We start from the raw sequence: 20,756 nt of genomic DNA, 5'->3' as shown, positions 1-20,756 counted from the left end.
GAATTACTTAGCGATGACCTTGCGACCGCGGTAGTAACCATCCGCAGTGATGTGGTGACGCAGATGCGTTTCGCCAGAAACTTTATCTACGGAAAGAGTTGCTGTAGTCAGAGCATCGTGCGAACGACGCATGCCACGCTTGGAACGGGTTGGTTTATTCTGTTGTACGGCCATGGACCTTACTCCTAATTACTTACGCTTTAAACTGGCTAATACGGCAAATGGGTTTGGTTTTTCTGCCTCGGGAGGCAACTTACCAAAGACCATGTCCGCCTCGGACACTTCACAGTGTTCAGAATCATGCACCGGAACGACAGGCAGGGCGAGGATAATTTCATCTTCAACCACCGCCAGCAGATCGATTTCGCCAAACTCGTTGACCTCGATCGGCTCGTACGCTTCCGGCAGTGCTTCAGCCTGCTCGTCAGTAACGACAGGGCTAAAGCAGTACGTCACGTGGACATGTTGCGGAAAAGTTTGACCGCAGCGTTGGCAACACAGCGTAACGGAGACCGCAGCAGTACCGTTAAGTACCGCTAAACGCTGGTTATCAATCGCAAACGACATCTTACAATCAACATCACTGTCCACGCTCACTACCGATTCGGTAATACGCTCCACCTGTTCAGGGGTGTAAACGCCCTGGTAGTCCAGGCGCTTTTGAGCGGTACGAACCGGATCGAGAGTCAGGGGTAATTTTACCTTTTGCATAGGGCGCGCATATTAACTTTGTAACGAGATAGAGTCAAAGAAAAAGGCCGCTTTACGACATCTTTCACCCATAATTCGCATCCAGTGCGGCGCACAGTTTAAAATGCGCCGCTCAGATCCGCTATCTATTCCGGAAAAAAATATGACCCAACTGGTTTTAGCTTCAACCTCTCCTTTCCGCCAGGCGCTGTTAGCGAAGCTGGCATTGCCTTTTATTACCGCGGCGCCAGAGGTGGATGAAACGCCGCAGCCCGGTGAATCGGCCACTGCGCTGGTAACGCGTCTGGCCGAAGCGAAAGCCCGGGCGCTGGCTGGGCGCTATTCTGACCATCTGATTATTGGCTCCGATCAGGTTTGCGTTATTGACGGAAAAATAACCGGCAAACCCCATACGCCGGAAAATGCCCGTCAGCAATTGCGGCGTGCCAGTGGCCATAGCGTGGTCTTTTATACCGGACTGGCGCTGTTCGAGAGCCGGAATAATCGCTTACAGGTTATTTGTGAACCCTTCAGCGTCGATTTCAGGGAGTTAACCGACCGCGAAATTAAAAATTATATCGACAGAGAGCAGCCGCTAAGCTGCGCGGGCAGTTTTAAATGTGAAGGATTGGGGATTACGCTATTTGATCGACTGTCGGGGCGCGATCCCAATGCGCTGATAGGATTACCGCTGATCGCGCTGTGCGACATGCTGCGTCAGGCAGGCATGGATCCGCTTGGGTAGCTTCAGGGCAGGCCTCTCCTGCCCTGAAAATGAGGATTATCTTGCGGGAGAAGTTTTGCGCAGCACGTCAAGGCAGCGTTTTAGTTCGCCATCCAGCGGCGCTTCAACCCGCATCACCTCGCCCGTGTCAGGATGGGTAAACTTAAGCGCGGCCGCATGCAGAAACAGTCTTTTCAGCCCGGTTGGGGCTAATTGTTGATCAAAGTCGCGTTCACCATAGCGATCGTCACAGGCAATCGGATGCCCGGCATGCAGCGTATGTACGCGAATCTGGTGGGTACGGCCGGTCACCGGGCTGGCCTTCACCAGCGTGGCACAGGCGAAACGCTCTTCAACCTTAAATCGGGTTTCTGAGGGTTTACCCTCGCTGTTAACCCTAACAATCCGCTCGCCGCTTTGCAGAATATTTTTAAGCAGCGGCGCCTGGACAGATTTAATATGCGAAGGCCACTGGCCACGCACCAGCGCCAGATAATCCTTCTGCATGCTTTTCTCACGCAGCTGCTCATGCAGCGCGCGCAGGGCGGAACGTTTTTTGGCGACCAGCAGCAGACCGGAGGTATCGCGATCCAGGCGGTGTACCAGCTCAAGAAACCGCGCCTCGGGCCGTAGCGCACGCAGGCCTTCAATTACGCCAAAGCTCAGGCCGCTGCCGCCGTGGACCGCCGTACCTGACGGTTTATTGATGACCAGGAGATAATCATCCTCGTAAAGGATAGCGCTGGCGAGGGCGGCAACCTTATCGAGCTTCGGCGAAATAGCCGCATCTTCACGTTCGGCAACCCGCACGGGAGGAATGCGAATCTCATCCCCCGCCTGTAGCTTATATTCCGGTTTAATTCGACCTTTATTTACCCGCACTTCGCCTTTACGCAAGAGGCGATAAATCATGCTTTTCGGCACGCCCTTAAGCTGGGTGCGTAAAAAATTATCAATGCGCTGTTCAGCCTCATCGACGGTAATGGTCACGATACGTACTGCTGGAGTATTGGTTTTCATGGTCGGCGATTCTAATTACCGCGCCACCATAGCGCCACTTCTTTTTCTGTGCTTAACTGACAGTGACTCTTTATGTAAGGGAATTTTTCGTCCAGTTTTTAGGCAATTTGCATTCGTGTGAGGCAAATCGCGTTTAAATGGACAATAAACTGCCTGATGCAGGAAAAGTCACCTTGCTAACACAGGGTTGGCGATGGAATAATGAGAATCGTTTCCTCGCTAAACCTTGTGAAACAAGTAAATATAACCAAATTATCGGGAACGTCTTAAGGACGGCGAGTGCGAACAGCGCGATGAGCTTACAGGGTAAGCAAGTTGGGTGAGTTAACGCGACCCGCTCCGGGCCTTATCCGATAGGAAGGATATAGCGTAATAATAAGTTTTGCCGGATAGCCCTTACACGCAGCAATGGCGTAAGACGTTTTGGGTAATCAGGCATTTAGCGGGCTGCGGGTTGCAGCCTGGACGACAAGACGGGACTGGTTCACTCGGTTTTATGCTGGCAGTTCCTCCTTTTAAAAGCGCTGTTTTTCCAAATGAAAAACAGGCTGCCGAGAATTAGCACCCCTGGAGACGCCGACACCCGTGAGGTTGGCGGCGCTGCGATGAGTCTCGGGGTCATCGGTCGATCGCGTCCAGCGTTACTATTGCCCGTAGCTTTGTCACTAATGCAAGAATAATGAGTAAGTTACGATGAAAAGAATGTTAATTAACGCATCTCAGCAAGAGGAGTTGCGTGTTGCCCTGGTGGATGGTCAGCGCTTGTACGACCTGGATATCGAAAGCCCGGGGCACGAACAAAAGAAAGCGAATATCTATAAAGGCAAAATTACCCGTATTGAACCCAGTCTTGAAGCCGCCTTCGTCGACTACGGCGCTGAGCGACATGGTTTTCTCCCCCTCAAAGAAATTTCTCGCGAATACTTTCCCAGTAACTACGCCTCTCACGGTCGTCCGAATATTAAGGAAGTCCTGCGTGAGGGTCAGGAAGTCATTGTTCAAATTGATAAAGAAGAGCGCGGAAATAAAGGCGCAGCCCTGACCACCTTTATCAGCCTGGCCGGTAGCTATCTGGTGCTGATGCCAAATAACCCGCGCGCGGGTGGCATCTCACGCCGTATCGAAGGAGACGACCGCACCGAGCTGAAAGAGGCGCTTTCCGCGCTGGAACTGCCGGAAGGAATGGGTCTGATTGTCCGCACCGCCGGGGTTGGCAAGTCAGCCGAGGCGCTGCAGTGGGATCTTAGCTTCCGCATGAAGCACTGGGAAGCGATTAAAAAAGCCGCTGAAAACCGCCCTGCCCCGTTCCTGATCCATCAGGAAAGCAACGTTATCGTGCGCGCTTTCCGTGACTATCTGCGTCAGGACATCGGCGAAATCCTGATTGATAATCCTAAAGTTCTGGAGCTGGCCCGTCAGCATATCGCTGCGCTTGGCCGTCCGGACTTCAGCAGCAAAATTAAACTCTATACCGGTGAAATTCCGCTGTTCAGCCACTACCAGATTGAATCGCAGATTGAATCCGCTTTCCAGCGTGAAGTTCGCCTGCCTTCCGGTGGGTCGATTGTTATTGATACTACCGAAGCGCTGACCGCCATTGATATTAACTCCGCACGCGCTACCCGCGGCGGCGATATTGAAGAAACGGCGTTTAATACCAACCTGGAAGCATCCGACGAGATCGCCCGCCAGCTGCGCCTGCGCGATTTGGGCGGGCTGATTGTTATCGACTTCATTGATATGACGCCGGTTCGCCATCAGCGTGCGGTTGAAAACCGTCTGCGTGACGCCGTCCGTCAGGACCGTGCCCGCATTCAGATCAGCCATATTTCACGTTTCGGCCTGCTGGAAATGTCACGCCAGCGCCTCAGCCCGTCGCTGGGTGAGTCAAGCCACCACGTCTGCCCGCGCTGTAGCGGTACCGGAACCATTCGTGACAACGAGTCCCTGTCGCTCTCTATTCTCCGACTGATTGAAGAAGAAGCGCTGAAGGAAAATACCAAAGAAGTCCACGCGATCGTGCCGGTGCAAATCGCCTCTTACCTGCTCAATGAGAAACGTGAAGCGGTGAGCGCGATTGAAAAGCGCCAGGGCGGCGTTCGCGCCATCATCGTGCCAAACGATCAGATGGAGACGCCGCACTACTCCGTCCTGCGCGTACGTACGGGCGAAGAGACGCAGACGCTCAGCTACCACCTGCCGAAGCTGCATGAAGCCGAGATGGCGCTGCCGTCTGAAGAAGATCACGCTGAGCGCAAGCGCCCGGAGCAACCTGCTCTGGCGGCCTTTGTCATGCCTGATGCTCCGCCAATGCCACAGGAAAAAGTCCCTGAGGCGCCAGCAATCGCTGCACCTGAAGCCACCGCCGCGCCAAAAGCGCCTGCTGCTGCGCCCGAAGGTAGCCTGCTGGGCCGCTTCGTCCGTGGCCTGAAGAAGATGTTTGCGGGTGAAGAGAAGCCGCAGGTCGCAGAGGCTCAGCCAGAAGTCGTGGAAGAGAAGGCGCCCGTCGCCGCGCCAGCCGCCCCGCGCGGTGAGCGCCGTAATAATCGCCGACAGAATAATCGTCGCGACCGTAACGGTGAGCGTGGTGAACGCTACGGCGATCGCAACAGCAGCGAACGCAATAACGATCGTGGTGACCGAAATAACGACCGTAACGAGCGCAATAACGATCATGGCGAGCGTAACAACGACCGTAACGAACGTAACAATGACCGTGGCGAACGCAATAACGACCGTAACAATGACCGTGGCGAGCGCAACAGCGACCGTAACGAACGTAATAACGACCGTGGCGAGCGTAACAGCGACCGTAACGAACGTAATAACGACCGTGGCGAGCGCAATAACAACCGTGGCGAACGCAATAATGACCGTGGGGATCGTAACGCGAGCCGCAACGAACGTATGGTCCGCGATCGCGATCCTGCTGCTGAAGGCCGCGAAGATAACCGTCGTAACAAGCGCAACGTCGTCGTTCAGGATGAGGTTCGTGAAGAGGTTCAGTTAACTGACGAAGCCGCCATCGAGCAGCAACCGCGTCGCGAACGCAACGATCGTTCACGCCGTCGCCAGGATGATAAACGTCCGACGGCGCAGGAAGATCAGCTGCAAGAGCCGGCAGTGCTGGAAGAGGTTGCGGAAACCAGCGACGACACCGTTGAGGTGATGCCGCGCCGTAAACCGCGCCAGCTAAACCAGAAAGTGCGTATCGAAACCGCTGAGCAGACTGCTGCGCGCTCTTTCCACACCGAAGAGAGCACGTCAGAACCTTCCGACGAAGAAAAGCCTGTCGCTGTAGAGCCAGTGGCCGAAGCCGATGAGGGAGACGAGCGTGACAGCATGCCGCGTCGCTCACGTCGTTCGCCTCGCCATCTGCGCGTCAGCGGACAGCGCCGTCGTCGCTATCGTGACGAGCGCTATCCAAATCAGTCGCCGATGCCACTGACTTTCGCAGCCGCTTCCCCGGAAATGGCTTCAGGTAAAGTGTGGATCTCCTACCCGGTTGCGCAGGTAACTGATGAGCACGCTGAGCCCGAGCAGTCTGTTGTGCCTGAGTATGGCCATCAGGATCAGGCAGACGCTTTCGCCGTTGCAGAGGGTGCCGCTCAGTCAGCTCTGAATCAGGGTGAGGCAGAGCCGGTGCATATCGCCGAACCTCAGCCGGAAGAGAAGCCGCAGGTGACGCTGGTTAATACCGACGAAACGGATGCGATTGACGCGCCGGTAAATCAGCAGCCTTCAGTTATCTCGGCCGCTGATCAACAGACTGCGGAAAGCATCTCTGAACAGGCCGTTGCAGCTGATGAGATCAAACCCGCTGTAGAAGCATCGGTTAGCCCGTCTGTAGAGCCCACCGATCGTTCGTCATCAGAACCGCGTATTGCCGACGCCGCCAGCCAGCTGGCTGCCGACAGTGCCGCTGATGTGAACGCCGGGACGCAACAAGACGTGCCTTCACGCTCCGCTGCGCTGTCAGCGACCTCTGAGCCCCATGCGCCGGTCCCGGCCCGTGACGAGCCTGCTTCGGCCCCGGCTGAAGCCGCTGCTGCGCAGAGCGAGTTCGCGCCTGTGCAGGGTGAAACGCCTGCTGCCCAGGGTGACTCCGCGCCTGTGCAGGATGAAACGCCTGTAGCCCAGCGTGAATCCGCGCCTGTGCAGAATGAAACGCCTGCTGCCCAGCGTGAATCCGCGCCCGTGCAGGGTGAAACGCCTGCTGCACAGCGTGAATCCGCGCCTGAACAGGATCAAACGCCTGTAGCCCAGCGTGAATCCGCGCCTGTGCAGGATGAAACGCCTGCTGTTCAGCATGAATCCGCTCCGGTAACTCAGGCGTCAGCTTCCGCTCCGCAGGCTGGCGAAAGTCACCCAGTGGTAGAAAGCAACAGAGCATCTGCCCCTGCGCAGTCCCCTGCCGCAGAGCCCGCTACTGTCACCAGCGCTCCCGTTGCAGAATCTGCCGTAGCGGCGCCGGTCGCCAGCGAAGCGGTAGTGGCTGAGAATGTGCCTGTTTCCGCCTGGAAGCATCATGCCGCCGCGCCAATGACCAAAGCACCCGCGCCTGATTATACGCCTGAGTCCGACTCGTCACGCCAGAGTGACTGGGTACGTCCGGCCTATAACTTTGACGGTAAAGGTGCGGCGGGTGGACATGCTGCAACGCACCAGGCCACCGCGCCTGCAACGCGCCCGCAGGATTAAGCCACTCTGCTAATAAAAGCCCTGGTCAGTTGACCGGGGCTTTTTTTATCTTCCCCTTCTCGTTTTTTCCCGTCGCGATAATGATACTGATACTTCATGACCGACTGCATTGCTACCCGGCCAACAGTGCGGGTGCCGGTGTTGAGTTGGGTTTACAGCATGTCATTGAACAGAGGTGTCGCTTAGTAGGTTTAGAGGTGTCGGGCTGAGTAGGTTTAATGTGCTGATTGGGACTGAACGAAGCCGTTCCGAATAGAGCCAGAGATGAAGCCATGCTAAATCGCTAAACAGGGATAATGCAGATAAAAAAAACCCGCTATCGGGTGGTTAGCCCCAATAGCGGGAGAAGGTGAACGTACCCGGTTAAAGTACGTTCAAAATTAAGTGACTAGCCGTTCAGTTTGAACAGGGACATGCTGGACATGTCGGTAAAGACTTTATAAGAGGCCTGCAGGGCCGTCTGCTGCATGGTGTAGGACGAGATCGCGCTGGTGTAATCCACGTCAACCAGCCCGCTCATTTCCGTTGCCTGATTGGTGGCGGTATCGTCACCTTTTGAATTCAGGTTATCCAGCTCATTAAGCTGCGTACCCAGCTCGGAACGCACTTTCAGCACGTTGTTTAGCGAGTTACTTAATCCCCGGCTGGTTTTGTCGATCGCAGCGCTGGCTGCCGTACTTGCCGCATCATCGGCGCTGGCCAGCGGCGTATTCAGGGAGGCAATCGCCGTATCCAGGGTGTTAAAGATATTCGCTTCGCTGGTACTGCCGTCCGGCTCCGCTTTAGCGTTGCTGGTCAGTGACATAAAGACCTGGCTACCGGTATGGCTGGTCACCATGGTGCGGTTAGCGTCCACTTTTTGCGTAATCGCAGTAGTGCCGCCGGTATAGGAGACGCTGCCGCTGGCATCGGTGGTAAAAGGCGCGCTGTTGGTCTTGTAACCGGCGAAAATATAGCTGCCATTGCCATCGGTAGAGTTAGCCAGGTTGAGCAGCTGCGCGCGGATCCCGGTCAGCTGTGTAGCATAGGATGCGCGGTCATCATCTGACAGCGTGCCGTTAGCCGCCGCAACCACCACGGTCTGCGCCTGCTGAATGACGCTGGTCACCTGCTGTAGCGTGGTCTCTTCCTGCGAGATCCCGTTAGTCGCAAAGGTTCTCGCGGTTTTATACTGCGTGTTCTGGGACTGGGCCTGCCCCAGCACGACCGCCTGGGCTGCCGCAACCGGGTCATCAGACGGGGTCACCACGCGCTTACCGGAAGAGAGCTGTTCACCGACCTTCAGCCAGCTCGCCTGCGAACTGCTGATGCCGCGCATCTGCTGATCGTAGATCATGGAAGTACTGAGACGCATGACGGATTCCTTAATTCAGTTATCAGCTAATGGCGCTGATAAGCGCATTGAAAATGGTGCTGGCAGTCTGCAGAACCTGGGCGTTAGCCGAGTAATACTGCTGATAGCGAGTCAGATTGCCGTATTCTTCATCCAGATTAACGCCGGAAACCGACTGCTGCTGATTGGTCAGCTGAGTTACCACATTGGTCTGGGTGGTACTGGTCGCTTCCAGATTGCTGGTTTTGTTACCAATATTCGCCACCATGCTGGCATAGCCCTGGGTCAGGGTGCTGTTGCTGTTGATGACCTTTTTGGTTTGCAGATCTAAAAGCGACTGAGCGTTGGTGTTATCACTCACTCCATCATCGGCACCGGCGGCGGCAACTTTAGACTCATCGGTAATATTCACGTCCATATTAACTATGACGTCAGAGACCGGTTTCACCAGAAAGCTGTCTTTCGCCGCCGGGGTGCCGCTGACCGTCAGCTGCAGGCCGTCAAAGGCCAGCGTGGAGTTACCGCTGCTGTCGGTAGCAGAGGTGGCGGTTACGCTGGCATTATCCGACAGGCGCGTTACGTTCCAGTTTGACCCGTCGTAGCTCACCTTGTAGTTGGAGGCCTGCACCTTGCTGGTATCGGTCCACGCGGCGCTGACGGAGGCAGTGCTGGTATTTTTGGTATTGGCCGTGACTGACGGGCTGCCGAGTTTGAAGAAAGCCTCGCCCTTGTCGCCGTTCACGTCATAGCCCGCTTCATGCTGGGTATTAAAGCTGTCGCCCAGCGTCATCGCCAGCTGCCCCAGCTGATTACGGGTATTATCCAGATCGGTGCGGAACGACAGCAGGCCACCCAGCGAGCCGGTGGTCACCAGCTTTTCGGGAATTTCGGTGGTGGCGCCGGTGACGGCGTCAACGGTGGCGATGGTGGTCCGGTTTGGATCGCTGCTCGATGGCACGGCGGCCAGCTGGCTGGCACTGTCGCCCTGCACCAGTGAGATACCGTTGCCCATGCTGATGTTGTAGCTGCCGCCATCCTGCTGACTGACGGTCACACCCACCAGGTTATTCAGAGAACTGACCAGCTGATCGCGCTGATCCAGCAGATCGTTCGGCTCGCTGCCCGCGCCCGCACCCTTTAATTTGGTGATCTGCTGGTTAATATTCGCAATCTGTTTGGTATAGCTGTTTACCTGGTCGACGGTAGAGGAAACGGACGTATTCAGGCTGCTGTCGAGATTACGCAGATAGGTATCCGTCACCTGGAACTGATTGACCAGGCCGTCGGCCTTGCCCAGCACTGTCTGACGCGCGGACGAATCGCTCGCATTACTGACCAGCGTCTGTAGCGAGGAGAAGAAGTCCTGCATATTGGTCGATAAGGTGTTGGTGGTGCTGGAGAACATTTTATCGATATTAGACAGCTGATTGTACTGCGTGGTCAGCGCGCTGGACTGCGTGCTGGCGTTGCGCAGCTGATTAGTAATAAAGGCATCATACTCACGGTTGACGCTGGAAACGGAGACGCCGTTACCCACATAGCTCGCGCCGGTCAGCGTGCTGTTTGCCTGCGCCAGAATCGTCGTCTGACGCGAATAACCGGCAACGCTGTAGTTACTGATGTTATTACTGGTGGTGTTTAACGCGGCCTGAGCGGCGCTTAACCCGGACATCGCGGTATTGATTAAATTAGACATCTCGGTTCCTTTTGTACCCAGGCCACGGCACGGGCAGGTAAGAAGATTCTGCGGCTGCGCTTAACGCAAATCCGGCTTGTTAGAGTTATCGGTTAAACCGCGACAAACTTGAGCAATTAATCAGAACAAATCGCCAATATCCTGGGTATAGGCTTTAACCACTTTTTCACCCATGCTTTTGAATTGATGGATCATCCCCACCAGCTTTTGGGCATATTTTGGATCGGTAGCATAGCCCGCTGCCTGCAGGGCCTGCGCCCCCTGTTCCGGGGTAGAGGCGGTAGTCACGGCGGAGTAGCGCGGGTTGTTGGCAATCAGCTTGACATAATCATTGAGCGCGTCGAAATAGGAGTCGTAGACGCGGAATTTGGCCTTTACCTTCACCGCTTCGCCGTTCTCATATTCGGTGGTGGTAATTTCGGTGCTCTTGCCCTGCCAGTTTGCACCCGCTTTGATACCGAACACGTTATAGCTCGGTTTGCCATCGGCGGTGCGGATCTGCCGCTGCCCCCAGCCGGACTCCAGCGCGGCCTGCGCCAGGATCAGGTGATGCGGGATCCCACTCTGGGCGCTGGCCAGCTGCGCCGGCTGTGAAAGCTGGGCGATGAAATCGCTGCTGTCGCCGCTGAGTGGCGTCTCGGACGAGGGTAAACGCGGCACCGCACGGCGAACGATCTGTTCCATCGCCAGCGGCGGCAGCGTGTTAATGAAGTTTTTATCCAGCATCATCGGCACGGTGCCCGCTTTTTCATCCAGCGGCTGCGCCTGCTCCATCTGCTTAACCATCATATCAGCCAGACCCAGCCCCTTAGAGGCGATCTGTTGCCCAATCTGCTGATCGTACATTGAGGTGTAGAGCCGCGTCTGCTCCGTGCTGAGCAGGCCATCCTGCGGCAGGGCCTCACGCATGCTTTTCAGCATCATCTGTACGAACATCCCTTCCACCTGTTTAGCCACTTCCCGGGCATGCGCCTTCGGGTCGCCGCTGGCCTGGCGTTTAAGGTTGTTAAGCGAGCGGCTGTCGTACGCCGCCCCCATCAGAGATTGAGAATCGCTCATCAGATGATTTCCAGTTTGGCATGCAGGCAGCCGGCACTCTGCATGGATTGCAGAATAGACATCAGATCGATAGGCGTTGCGCCCAGCGCGTTAAGCGCCCGCACCACGCTGTTCAGGTTCGCGCTGGCGTTCACGCTTTGCAGTGCCCCACCGCTCTGACGCAGGTCAATTTGCGTCTGCGGCGTGGTGACCGTCTGGCCCCCGGCAAAAGGCGTATTCGGCTGGCTAACGTTCTGCTGCTGATTCACCGTCACCGACAGGTTGCCCTGGGCAATGGCGCAGCTGCTGAGCATCACTTCGCGATTCATTACCACCGTACCGGTCCGCGAGTTGATAATCACTTTCGCATCCTGAATCGGCACTGAGACGTCGATATTCTGAATATCCGCCAGCAGGCGAACCTGCGAGGTGCCGTTGGCAGACACCTGCACCTGCACCGTACGACCATCCAGCGCCTGAGCGGAACCGTAGCCGCTGTGGGCGTTGATCGCATCGCTGATCCGCTGCGCCATGCTGAAGTCTTCATCATTCAGAAACAGGTTGATAACGCTTTGCGTGCCGAAGTTAGTCGGCAGTTCGCGCTCAATGGTCGCGCCGCCGGTTATGCGGCCACCGTTAACCTGGTTGACGGTTACGCTGCTTCCGCCCGCTGAGGCACCCGCACCGCCGACCAGAATGTTCCCCTGCGCCAGCGCGTAAACCTGATTATCCACCCCTTTTAAGGGCGTCATCAGCAGCGTGCCGCCGCGCAGGCTTTTGGCGTTACCCATAGAGGAAACGACTACGTCGATCACCTGACCCTGACGGCCAAAGGCGGGCAGCTTCCCGGTCACCATTACCGCAGCCACGTTTTTTAGCTGCATATTGGTGCCCGCGGGCACGGTGATCCCGAGCTGCGAGAGCATGTTGTTCAGGCTCTGCGTGGTAAAGGGCGTCTGGGTTGTCTGGTCACCGGAGCCGTCAAGGCCCACCACCAGCCCGTAGCCAATCAGCGAGTTATCGCGCACGCCGCCCACGGTAGTCAGATCGCGAATGCGATCCGCCTGAGCAAGAGTGCTGATACCCGCCAGCAGCAGCAGGGCAAACTGAAAAATAATCTTACGCATTGTAGCCTCTTAGTACGGTGACAGGTTCAGGAAGAACCGTTGCAGCCAGCCCATGGTCTGCGCTTCATTGATATAGCCGTTGCCGACGTATTCAATGCGGGCATCCGCCACCTGCGTCGACACCACGCTATTGCTGCCGCTGATGGTGCGCGGGTTAACGACGCCCGAGAAGCGGATAAATTCCGTCCCCTGGTTAATCTCGATCTGCTTCTCACCGACCACTTTCAGGTTTCCGTTTGGCAATACCTGATTAACGGTAACGGTGATGGTGCCGGTAAAGGTGTTATTCGCGGTCGCGCCGCCCTTGCCGGCGAAGTCATTCTTACCGCTGGCGTCAATATTGGTTTTGCTGCCGCCCAGCAGTCCGGTCAGGGCGCTTGGTAATGCGGTCAGGCCCAGCGTACTGCTGCCGTCACGCCCTGCTGACGCAGTCGAGCTTTTGCTCGCGCTGACGTTTTCCTGCAGGGTAATGGTCAGCGTATCGCCGATATTACGTGGGCGTCGATCTTCGAACAGCGGCTGGTAACCGTAGTTCATCGGCATCACGCCCTGAAAAATAGAACCGTTAACCACCGTTGGCGAAGCAGGCAGCGGCTGGGCCGTTGTCGACCCATCGACCAGGGGCTTACGGGGAACCAAAGCACAACCGTTAAGCGTCAGGAGCAGCGTTGCTACCAACAAACGTCCAGGCACTGAAATTTGCTTCGCCATGGAATCACTACCTTTAATCATCAGAAGTTCTTTTATTAACGGCCGGGAAAACCGGCCGCCATAACCTTAAAATTTCGACCCGGAACAGGCGGGTTGTGCAGTGCGACTATTACAGCTGCGTCAGCTTAGCCAGCATCTGATCGGAGGTGCTGATGGCCTTGCTGTTGATTTCATAAGCGCGCTGGGTCTGGATCATACTGACCAGCTCTTCCGCAACGTTAACGTTGGACGTTTCGACATAGCCCTGATAGAGCAGGCCAGCGCCGTTGTTACCGGGCGTACTGTCGGTTGGCGCACCGGAGGCCTGCGTCTCCTGGTAGAGGTTTTCACCCTTACTTTCCAGGCCAGCATCGTTAATAAAGGTGCTCAGCGTCAGCTGCCCAACCTGCACCGGCTGCGTCTGGCCCTGCTGGGTGACGCTGACCACGCCATCGCGTCCCACGGTCATGCTCAGGGCGTTAGCCGGAATGGTAATCGCGGGCTGCACGGGGAAGCCGCCGTTGGTCACCAGCTGACCGTTCTGGTCGGTCTGGAAGGAGCCATCGCGGGTATAGGCCAGCGTGCCGTCGGGCATCTGTACCTGGAAGTAACCCTGACCACTGATCGCCACATCTTTCGACGAATCGGTTTTGTTCAGGTTACCCTGGGTATGTAAGCGCTCGGTGGCGACCGGGCGCACACCCGTACCCAGCTGCATGCCTGAGGGCAGCGTTGTCTGCTCAGAGGACTGCGCGCCAGGCTGGCGAATAGTTTGGTACATCAAATCTTCGAACACCGCACGCTGGCGTTTAAAGCCGTTGGTGCTGACGTTGGCCAGGTTGTTCGAGATGACGTCCATATTTGTTTGCTGGGCGTCAAGGCCGGTTTTGGCAATCCACAAGGAACGGATCATTTAGGTTTCCTCTGCACTTAGCTCATTGACAGCAGCTGATTAGCGCGTTGTTCATTCTCATCGACGCTTGAGATCACTTTCATCTGCATCTCGAAGCGGCGTGCGTTGGCGATCATATCGACCATGGTTTCAACCGGTTTGACATTGCTGCCTTCCAGTACGCCTGGCATCACCTGTATGGTCGGGTCGCTTTGCAGGACGGCACCGCGCTGCGTCTGTGCGCTCGCGGTCAGACGGAACAGTCCGTCATCCCCGCGAGTCACTTCATTGCCGGTGGCTTTCACCAGCTTCAGACGTCCCAGCTGGACAGTGGCATTCGGCGGATCGCCCGGGTTCAGCGCGGTAATAGAGCCATCAGCAGCAATGGTCACCTCAGACCCCTGCGGTACGGCAATCGGTCCGCCGTCGCCCATCACCAGGTTACCCTGGATGGTGAGCTGCCCGGCCGGGTCGAGCTCCATATTGCCGTTGCGCGTATAGGCTTCGCTGCCATCGGGCGCACGCACGGCCAGCCAGCCGTCCTCACGCACGGCGACGTCCAGCGGGCGCTCGGTGTAGTCCAGCGAGCCCTGCGACATGTCGGCACCGGGTGTTGATGCGGTGACCAGCGTGCGCGTTGGCAGCGAAAGCCCCTGCACCGGCACCGCCCGCAGCGCGTTAAGCTGCGCACGGAAGCCGGGGGTTGAGGCGTTAGCCAGGTTACTGGCCGTCACTGCCTGCTGTTCGAGGGTCTGACTGGCAGCCCCCATGGCGGTATATATCGCGTGATCCATAAGACGATCCTGTTAGCCGAATTAACGCAGGTTGACCAGGGTGTTGAGGATCTGGTCCTGAGTTTTGATAGTCTGGGCGTTAGACTGATAGTTACGCTGGGCGACGATCATATTGACCAGCTCTTTACTCAGGTCGACGTTGGATGACTCCAGCGCGCCTGCGGTCAGGGTGCCGAGGTTACCGGTACCGGCAAGCCCTACCAGTGCCTGACCGGACGAGTTCGTCGCAGACCAGACGTTGTTGCCCTCTGACTTGAGTCCTTCCGGGTTGGCAAAGTTAGCCAGCGCAATCTGCCCCAGCGTCTGGGACTGCTCGTTTGAGTAGTTACCGACTACGGTGCCGTCGTTATTAATCTGATAGCTGGTCAGTTCGCCCGGCTTATAACCGTTCTGAGTCGGGTTACCAAAGGTGCTGGTACCGGTGTTCTGCTGCTGGCTGTTCAGCATGCTCAGCGAGAACGTCTGGGCTGCGGAACCGTTCAGGGACGCCATGCTCAGCGTCTGGTTCGCATCGGAAGTCAGCTGACCGCTGCTGTTAAAGGTCATGTTAAACGAACCAGCGGCAGCACCGGTGCTGGCATCCTGCGCGTTAACGGTCCAGTTGTTATCACTCGACTTGACGAAGTAGAGATTCATGGTGTGGGCGTTACCCAGTGAATCATACGTGGTCATTGATGCTTTGCTGTTGTAGGTGTCAACGTTGGTTGCATCAAAAGGCGTCGTCGTGGGAACGCTGTCGGTAGAGTTGAGGTTAGCCACCAGTGCCGCCGTGGTGGTCGCTTTCGCTGACATCGCGGTGGTCGGTACGCTCAGCGCCACCGGCGTAGCGCCGGTCTGAACGGTTGGCGGCGTGCCGGTTGCCGGATAGCCGGTCAGCTGCAGGCCCGCTGCGTTAACGATATTGCGGTTTTCATCCAGCGTGAACTGGCCATTACGGCTGTAGTAGACCGCACCGGTGGTATCGGTCATGCGGAAGAAACCTGACTGGCTGATCGCCACATCCAGCCCGCGGCTGGTAGAGGTGGTGGTACCGTCGTTAAAGTCCTGCGTGACCGCAGCCACCTTGACGCCCAGCCCAACCTTGGAGTCGGCAAACATATCCGCAAAGGAGACGGTGGCGGATTTAAAGCCCACAGTCGCGGAGTTCGCAATGTTGTTACCTATTACGTCAAGATTGCTGGAGGCGGCGTTAAGACCGCTGACTGCCTGTGAAAATGCCATGTGTAATCTCCTGGAAAGGGTTAATTAAATAATCTGACGAACGTTCGCGACGGTACTGGTACCCATCGTACCGAGGTCTAAAACGGCACCGCTCGTGTCGTTAGTCACCCCATTAACCAGTGCATAATTCAGCGGCTGCGCAACCAGTTGACCGGTCGCATTGCTGGCGCTGATTGACACGCTGTATTTGCCATCTGCCGCTGCCGTGCCATCGGATGACGAGCCATCCCATGAGAAGGTGTGCACGCCCGCAGTCAGCGCACCCAGGTTGATGGTCTGCACCACCTTGCCTGTCGAATCGCTGATGGTAGCCGTGGTGGCGGTAGAGGCCTGCTCCAGACTGACGCCAAATGGCGTGGTCTGACTGCTGCCCACTAAGACCTGCGAGCCATCAACCATCACGCCTTTACCGATAAGCGCGGAGGCCTGCAGAGACTGCCCGCTGTTGATCTGCCCGGAGATCGATCCCAGCGTGGTATTCAGTTTCTCAATACCGCTCAGGGTATTGATCTGCGCCAGCTGGGTGGTCAGCTGGCTGTTATCCATCGGATTAGTCGGGTCCTGGTTTTTTAACTGTGTCACCAAAAGCGTTAAAAAGTTGCTTTGAAGATCGGCAGACGACGTATCGGTGGTCGAGGTGGTGGTAATTGAGCTGTTATCCAGCTTTTCATTTACGCCTACAGCAATGCCCATTAGCGAGCTCCTTATTGACCCATCGTCAGGGTTTTCATCATCATTTGCTTAACGGTGTTTAACACTTCGACATTAGCCTGGTAGCTGCGTGAGGCCGAAAGGGTGTTCACCGTTTCCCCGACTACGTCAACGTTAGGCATTTTTACGTAGCCTTTCGCATCCGCCATGGGATTGCCCGGTTCATAGACCAGCTTTGCTGGTGTGGGATCGTCAACCACCTGGGAAACACGTACGCCGCCGGTAGGTGAGCCGGGCTCAGCATTGGTCTGAAAGACCACCTGCTTTGCCACATACGGCTGGCCGTCAGGCCCGGTAACGCTGTCGGCGTTAGCCAGGTTACTGGCGCTGACGTTGAGCCGCTGCGACTGTGCGTTCATCGCCGATCCCGCAATATCAAAAATATTGAGTAAAGACATCGATTATTGCCCCTGTAGCACGGACATCATGCTTTTGATCTGGCTGCTGATAACGGTCAGATCGGTCTGATATTTCAGGCTGTTGTCCGCAAACTGCGTACGTTCGCGGTCCATATCAACCGTGTTGCCATCCATCGACGGCTGATCCGGGATGCGGTACATCAGGTCCATGGAGGCGGGTTGCAGCGTTTCTGCGGGAATATGGCGTGCCGACGTAACCGCCAGCGACAGCCCCGATCCTTGTGCCCGCCCCTGCTCCATCACCTTGTTCATCTGACTGGCGAAATCAATATCGCGAGCCTGATAGCCAGGGGTGTCAGCATTGGCGATGTTAGATGCCAGGATTTCCTGCCGCTGGGCACGCAGGTTTAACGCTTCGGTATTAAACCTGAGTGCCGCGTCCAGTTTGTCGAGCATGCGTCCTCCGCAAATGAGAATTTAGAGCTGACAGCATAAGCGCGTGGGGGGAAGACTTATCGTCAGAATAGCGCCTAAAAGCGTTGCTAATTTGCGCCTTGACCTGGGGCAACAGTCAGTACAATGACTTTCATGTTGAGATGCGGGAAGAAAAAATGCGCGCCTTAAGCCTGCTTGTAATGTGCCTGACCGGACTGCTCACGCTGTCGGCCAGCGCCGAAGACCTGACCGGTCAGTTAAATCAATTTTTCAAATCCCGCTATGGGGAAAACGGCCAGAGTGCCGATACCCTTAGCGTGGTAGTAAAAACGCCGCAGGCTCAGTGGCCAGACTGCACTGCCCCGCAGTTCTCACTTCCCGGTAACAGCCGGATGTGGGGTAGCATGAGCGTCGCCGCAAACTGCGGGCAGAACCGTCGCTATATTCAGGTCCAGGTTCAGGTGACCGGCGATTATATTGTCGCCGCCCGGCAGGTGGCTCGCGGTACCGCCCTCACGCCCGCCGATGTTAAAATTGAACACGGACGGCTGGATACCCTGCCCGCCCGTGCGGTGATGTCAGCGGATGAGATTGCCGATGCGGTCACCCTGCGCGACTTTTTGCCAGGACAGCCGGTTACGCTGATGATGGTCAGACAGCCCTGGCGGGTTAAGGCGGGTCAGAACGTGACCGTAACCGCCAGCGGCGAGGGCTTTAACGTCTCCAGCGAGGGGCAGGCCATGAATAATGCCACCGCCGCCCAGCTGGTACGCGTGAGAATGAGTTCAGGGCAGATTGTGAATGGTAAAGTTGGCGCGGATGGGAATATTCTGATAACGCTATAAAGGGCTAAAGATGGCTTCAGTTCTGCCGATAGTGTAATTAACAGACATAGTACACTTATCTTATCTGGCCGCTTTCAGGCCTGAGCATACAGGAGCCAGACATGAGCATCGACAGAACTCAACCTTTGAACCCAGCGGCTACCGTTCAGACGCGTGATACTAACGAAACGGCAGCACCGAAGGCACGTCAGGTCGAGACGAAAACTACCCCGTCCGCTACCCAGGTTGTACTGAGCGGCGCGCAGTCACAGCTGACCAAATCCAGCTCGCAGGATATTAACACCGCGCGCGTGGAAGAGTTAAAAACCGCCATTCGCAATGGCGACCTGAAAATGGACAGCGGTAAAATCGCTGATGCCCTGATTCAACAGGCAAAAGATTCGATAGAAGGTAACTAACCGGATGGATAAGCTGCTGAACGCGCTTGATAAAATGCTTGAAGTGCTATCGAACCTGGCCGACGTCATGATGGCAGAGCAGCAACAGCTCTCTGGCGGACAGGTCAACAGCAGCTTGCTCCAGCGTATTACCGAAGATAAAAGCTCCCTGCTGGCCACGCTCAATTTTATTGAGCAGCTGCGGCGCGATGCGGAAAAAGAGGCCGGGCTACATGCGCCCTACAGCCTTCAGCCGGAGATGGCGAAGCGCTGGGCCGCTATTCAGGAGCAGACCGTTAAGCTGCGGGATACCAACCTGCACAACGGACTGCTGCTTAATCATCAGATTGGCTTTACCGAGCAGGCGCTGGAGGTGCTTAAGCCCCACCAGACGCAAAAATTCTATGGCCCGGACGGTCAGGCAACCTCGAGCGGTTTTATCAGTCGTAAAGTCTGATTAACGTTTCCGCCCTGCCTTTCCGAAACGCTTCCGACCCCGGCGCAGCAAACGTTGCGCCGGGGTCTTTTTATGATGCCGTGCGCCGCGCGTAATCGCTCACGCGGAAGCCCAGCAGCGCCAGAACGATGAAGTAGACGCCGCCGCCCACCGCACAGACACCCGCCAGTCGCACCAGCCGCCAGAGCATATTGCCGCTCGCCCAGTCAGGCATAATCATCATCATACCGACCAGCGCAGCGGCCATCGCGACTACCGCCAGCAGCAGGCGTACCAGGAAGCTTGTCCAGCCCGGCTGGGGCTGAAAGATTTTTTGCTTACGCAGCTGCCAGTAGAGCAGCGAGGCATTCAGACAGGCCGCCAGCCCAATCGACAGCGACAGTCCGGCATGCTTCAGCGGACCGATAAAAGCCAGATTCATCAGCTGGGTCACTATCAGGGTGACAACGGCAATTTTAACCGGCGTCTTGATGTTCTGACGTGAGTAGAAACCGGGAGCCAATACCTTCACCACGATGAGTCCCATCAGGCCAACGGAGTACGCCACCAGCGCCCGCTGAGTCATCGAGGCATCAAAGGCGGTGAACTTGCCGTACTGAAACAGTGCCACGGTGAGCGGTTTTGCCAGGATCCCCAGCGCAACCGCGCTGGGCAACGCCAGCAGGAAGCAGAGCCTTAACCCCCAGTCCATCAGGCGGGAATATTCGTCATGATTGCCGCTGGAAAAGCTTTTCGCCAGGGAGGGCAGCAGAATAGTCCCCAATGCCACGCCCAGAACGCCGGAGGGGAACTCCATCAGGCGATCGGCGTAGTACATCCAGGAGACTGAACCGGAGACCAGAAACGAGGCGAAAATGGTGTTAATAATCAGTGATATCTGGCTGACCGATACGCCAAGTATCGCTGGCCCCATCTGGCGCATCACCCGCCAGACGCCCGCGTCCTTAAGATTGAGTCGCGGCAGCACCAGCATGCCAATTTTCCGAAGGTGCGGCAGCTGATAACCCAGCTGTAGCACGCCGCCCGCGACCACGGCCCACGCCAGTGCCAGTACGGGGGGATGGAAATGCGGTGCGGCAAACAGGGCAAAACCGATCATACTGACGTTTAATAGCGTCGGAACGAACGCAGGTACCGAAAAGCGGTTCCAGGTATTCAGGATCGCACCCGCCAGCGAGGCCAGGGAAATCAGCAGGATATAGGGAAAGGTGATGCGCAGCAGGGACGAGGTCAGAGCAAATTTATCTGCCGTATCGGCAAATCCCGGCGCGGTAATCAGAATAACCCAGGGTGCGGCCAGCATGCCCAGCACCGTGACCAGCGCCAGCGCCAGCGTGAGCAGGCCGGAGACATAGGCAACAAAGATTCTGGTCGCCTCTTCCCCCTTCTGACTTTTGTATTCCGCCAGGATCGGCACAAACGCCTGAGAAAACGCGCCCTCAGCAAAGATACGCCGCAGCAGGTTGGGCAGTTTAAACGCCACAAAAAATGCATCCGTTGCCATCCCGGCACCAAATATTCTTGCCACAATGGCATCGCGGGCAAATCCCAGCACGCGCGAAAACAGGGTCATCGAGCTGACCGCCGCTAGCGATTTCAACAGGTTCATGGTCTTCCTGGTTCTTGGTGATAAATGACGACGTAAG

At 56.5% G+C, this 20,756-nt stretch carries 20 protein-coding genes; 5 read left to right on the top strand and 15 right to left on the bottom strand.

Annotation, left to right across the window (positions count from 1 at the left end; translation table 11 throughout):
• Nucleotides 1–3: 3 nt before the first annotated feature.
• The gene (gene rpmF, locus AAGR22_RS09165; RefSeq protein WP_073980962.1) at nucleotides 4–174 is read right to left on the bottom strand and encodes a 50S ribosomal protein L32; all 171 of its coding nucleotides are present in this window, start codon (nucleotides 172–174) and stop codon (nucleotides 4–6) included.
• A gap of 15 nt (nucleotides 175–189) precedes the next feature.
• Entirely contained in the window at nucleotides 190–711 is a 522-nt protein-coding gene (gene yceD / locus AAGR22_RS09160; RefSeq protein ID WP_067703181.1) for a 23S rRNA accumulation protein YceD, read from the bottom strand.
• Between the two features lie 142 nt (nucleotides 712–853).
• Here yceD and AAGR22_RS09155 point away from each other — a divergent pair, with 142 nt between their 5' ends.
• Complete coding sequence (locus AAGR22_RS09155; RefSeq protein WP_067703178.1) at nucleotides 854–1,435, top strand: nucleoside triphosphate pyrophosphatase; 582 nt, start codon at nucleotides 854–856, stop codon at nucleotides 1,433–1,435.
• A gap of 36 nt (nucleotides 1,436–1,471) precedes the next feature.
• Here the strand turns inward: AAGR22_RS09155 and rluC are convergent, their stop codons facing one another.
• On the bottom strand, nucleotides 1,472–2,434 hold the full coding sequence (rluC, locus tag AAGR22_RS09150; RefSeq protein ID WP_345831328.1) for a 23S rRNA pseudouridine(955/2504/2580) synthase RluC: 963 nt from the start codon (nucleotides 2,432–2,434) through the stop codon (nucleotides 1,472–1,474).
• 693 nt (nucleotides 2,435–3,127) lie between these two features.
• Here rluC and rne point away from each other — a divergent pair.
• Nucleotides 3,128–7,135 (top strand): ribonuclease E, encoded by a 4,008-nt coding sequence (rne, locus tag AAGR22_RS09145; RefSeq protein ID WP_345831327.1) that lies wholly within the window; start codon nucleotides 3,128–3,130, stop codon nucleotides 7,133–7,135.
• A gap of 388 nt (nucleotides 7,136–7,523) precedes the next feature.
• On the opposite strand, the gene flgL is transcribed toward rne, so the two are convergent.
• The 11 genes from flgL to flgB form a co-directional block, all read right to left on the bottom strand.
• Nucleotides 7,524–8,489 carry a flagellar hook-associated protein FlgL gene (flgL, locus tag AAGR22_RS09140; protein WP_067703165.1) on the bottom strand — a complete coding sequence of 322 codons (966 nt, stop codon included), beginning with the start codon at nucleotides 8,487–8,489 and terminating at the stop codon, nucleotides 7,524–7,526.
• A 22-nt stretch (nucleotides 8,490–8,511) separates the two neighbouring features.
• Complete coding sequence (gene flgK, locus AAGR22_RS09135) at nucleotides 8,512–10,164, bottom strand: flagellar hook-associated protein FlgK (RefSeq protein WP_345831326.1); 1,653 nt, start codon at nucleotides 10,162–10,164, stop codon at nucleotides 8,512–8,514.
• A 120-nt stretch (nucleotides 10,165–10,284) separates the two neighbouring features.
• Nucleotides 10,285–11,223, bottom strand: coding sequence for a flagellar assembly peptidoglycan hydrolase FlgJ (flgJ, locus tag AAGR22_RS09130; RefSeq protein WP_067703160.1), 939 nt, complete (start codon nucleotides 11,221–11,223; stop codon nucleotides 10,285–10,287).
• Nucleotides 11,223–12,329: a flagellar basal body P-ring protein FlgI gene (locus AAGR22_RS09125; RefSeq protein ID WP_067703157.1), complete on the bottom strand. Its 1,107-nt coding sequence runs from the start codon at nucleotides 12,327–12,329 to the stop codon at nucleotides 11,223–11,225. The genes flgJ and AAGR22_RS09125 overlap by 1 nt, the downstream gene beginning before the upstream one ends.
• Nucleotides 12,330–12,338: 9 nt before the next feature.
• Nucleotides 12,339–13,040 carry a flagellar basal body L-ring protein FlgH gene (locus AAGR22_RS09120; RefSeq protein ID WP_067703718.1) on the bottom strand — a complete coding sequence of 234 codons (702 nt, stop codon included), beginning with the start codon at nucleotides 13,038–13,040 and terminating at the stop codon, nucleotides 12,339–12,341.
• 109 nt (nucleotides 13,041–13,149) lie between these two features.
• Entirely contained in the window at nucleotides 13,150–13,932 is a 783-nt protein-coding gene (gene flgG, locus AAGR22_RS09115; protein WP_067703154.1) for a flagellar basal-body rod protein FlgG, read from the bottom strand.
• Between the two features lie 17 nt (nucleotides 13,933–13,949).
• Nucleotides 13,950–14,705, bottom strand: a complete 756-nt coding sequence (locus AAGR22_RS09110; RefSeq protein ID WP_067703151.1) for a flagellar basal body rod protein FlgF — start codon at nucleotides 14,703–14,705, stop codon at nucleotides 13,950–13,952.
• Between the two features lie 21 nt (nucleotides 14,706–14,726).
• Nucleotides 14,727–15,926 (bottom strand): flagellar hook protein FlgE, encoded by a 1,200-nt coding sequence (gene flgE / locus AAGR22_RS09105; protein WP_067703146.1) that lies wholly within the window; start codon nucleotides 15,924–15,926, stop codon nucleotides 14,727–14,729.
• Between the two features lie 24 nt (nucleotides 15,927–15,950).
• A complete protein-coding gene (flgD, locus tag AAGR22_RS09100; protein ID WP_067703143.1) occupies nucleotides 15,951–16,619 on the bottom strand; it encodes a flagellar hook assembly protein FlgD in 669 nt (222 codons plus the stop codon).
• A gap of 11 nt (nucleotides 16,620–16,630) precedes the next feature.
• On the bottom strand, nucleotides 16,631–17,035 hold the full coding sequence (gene flgC, locus AAGR22_RS09095; protein WP_067703140.1) for a flagellar basal body rod protein FlgC: 405 nt from the start codon (nucleotides 17,033–17,035) through the stop codon (nucleotides 16,631–16,633).
• Between the two features lie 3 nt (nucleotides 17,036–17,038).
• The gene (gene flgB, locus AAGR22_RS09090) at nucleotides 17,039–17,452 is read right to left on the bottom strand and encodes a flagellar basal body rod protein FlgB (protein WP_067703137.1); all 414 of its coding nucleotides are present in this window, start codon (nucleotides 17,450–17,452) and stop codon (nucleotides 17,039–17,041) included.
• Nucleotides 17,453–17,607: 155 nt separating this feature from the next.
• Here flgB and flgA point away from each other — a divergent pair, with 155 nt between their 5' ends.
• The 3 genes from flgA (at nucleotide 17,608) to flgN (ending at nucleotide 19,110) form a co-directional block, all read left to right on the top strand.
• Nucleotides 17,608–18,276 carry a flagellar basal body P-ring formation chaperone FlgA gene (gene flgA / locus AAGR22_RS09085; RefSeq protein WP_067703715.1) on the top strand — a complete coding sequence of 223 codons (669 nt, stop codon included), beginning with the start codon at nucleotides 17,608–17,610 and terminating at the stop codon, nucleotides 18,274–18,276.
• A gap of 101 nt (nucleotides 18,277–18,377) precedes the next feature.
• Complete coding sequence (gene flgM / locus AAGR22_RS09080; RefSeq protein WP_067703134.1) at nucleotides 18,378–18,674, top strand: flagellar biosynthesis anti-sigma factor FlgM; 297 nt, start codon at nucleotides 18,378–18,380, stop codon at nucleotides 18,672–18,674.
• Nucleotides 18,675–18,678: 4 nt separating this feature from the next.
• Nucleotides 18,679–19,110, top strand: a complete 432-nt coding sequence (flgN, locus tag AAGR22_RS09075; protein WP_067703132.1) for a flagellar export chaperone FlgN — start codon at nucleotides 18,679–18,681, stop codon at nucleotides 19,108–19,110.
• A 70-nt stretch (nucleotides 19,111–19,180) separates the two neighbouring features.
• Here the strand turns inward: flgN and murJ are convergent, their stop codons facing one another.
• Nucleotides 19,181–20,719 carry a murein biosynthesis integral membrane protein MurJ gene (gene murJ / locus AAGR22_RS09070; protein ID WP_345831325.1) on the bottom strand — a complete coding sequence of 513 codons (1,539 nt, stop codon included), beginning with the start codon at nucleotides 20,717–20,719 and terminating at the stop codon, nucleotides 19,181–19,183.
• Nucleotides 20,720–20,756: the final 37 nt, after the last annotated feature.

This window comes from Erwinia sp. HDF1-3R (assembly GCF_039621855.1).
Lineage (GTDB): Bacteria > Pseudomonadota > Gammaproteobacteria > Enterobacterales > Enterobacteriaceae > Erwinia.
This window is presented reverse-complemented; position numbering and strand designations above follow the sequence as displayed.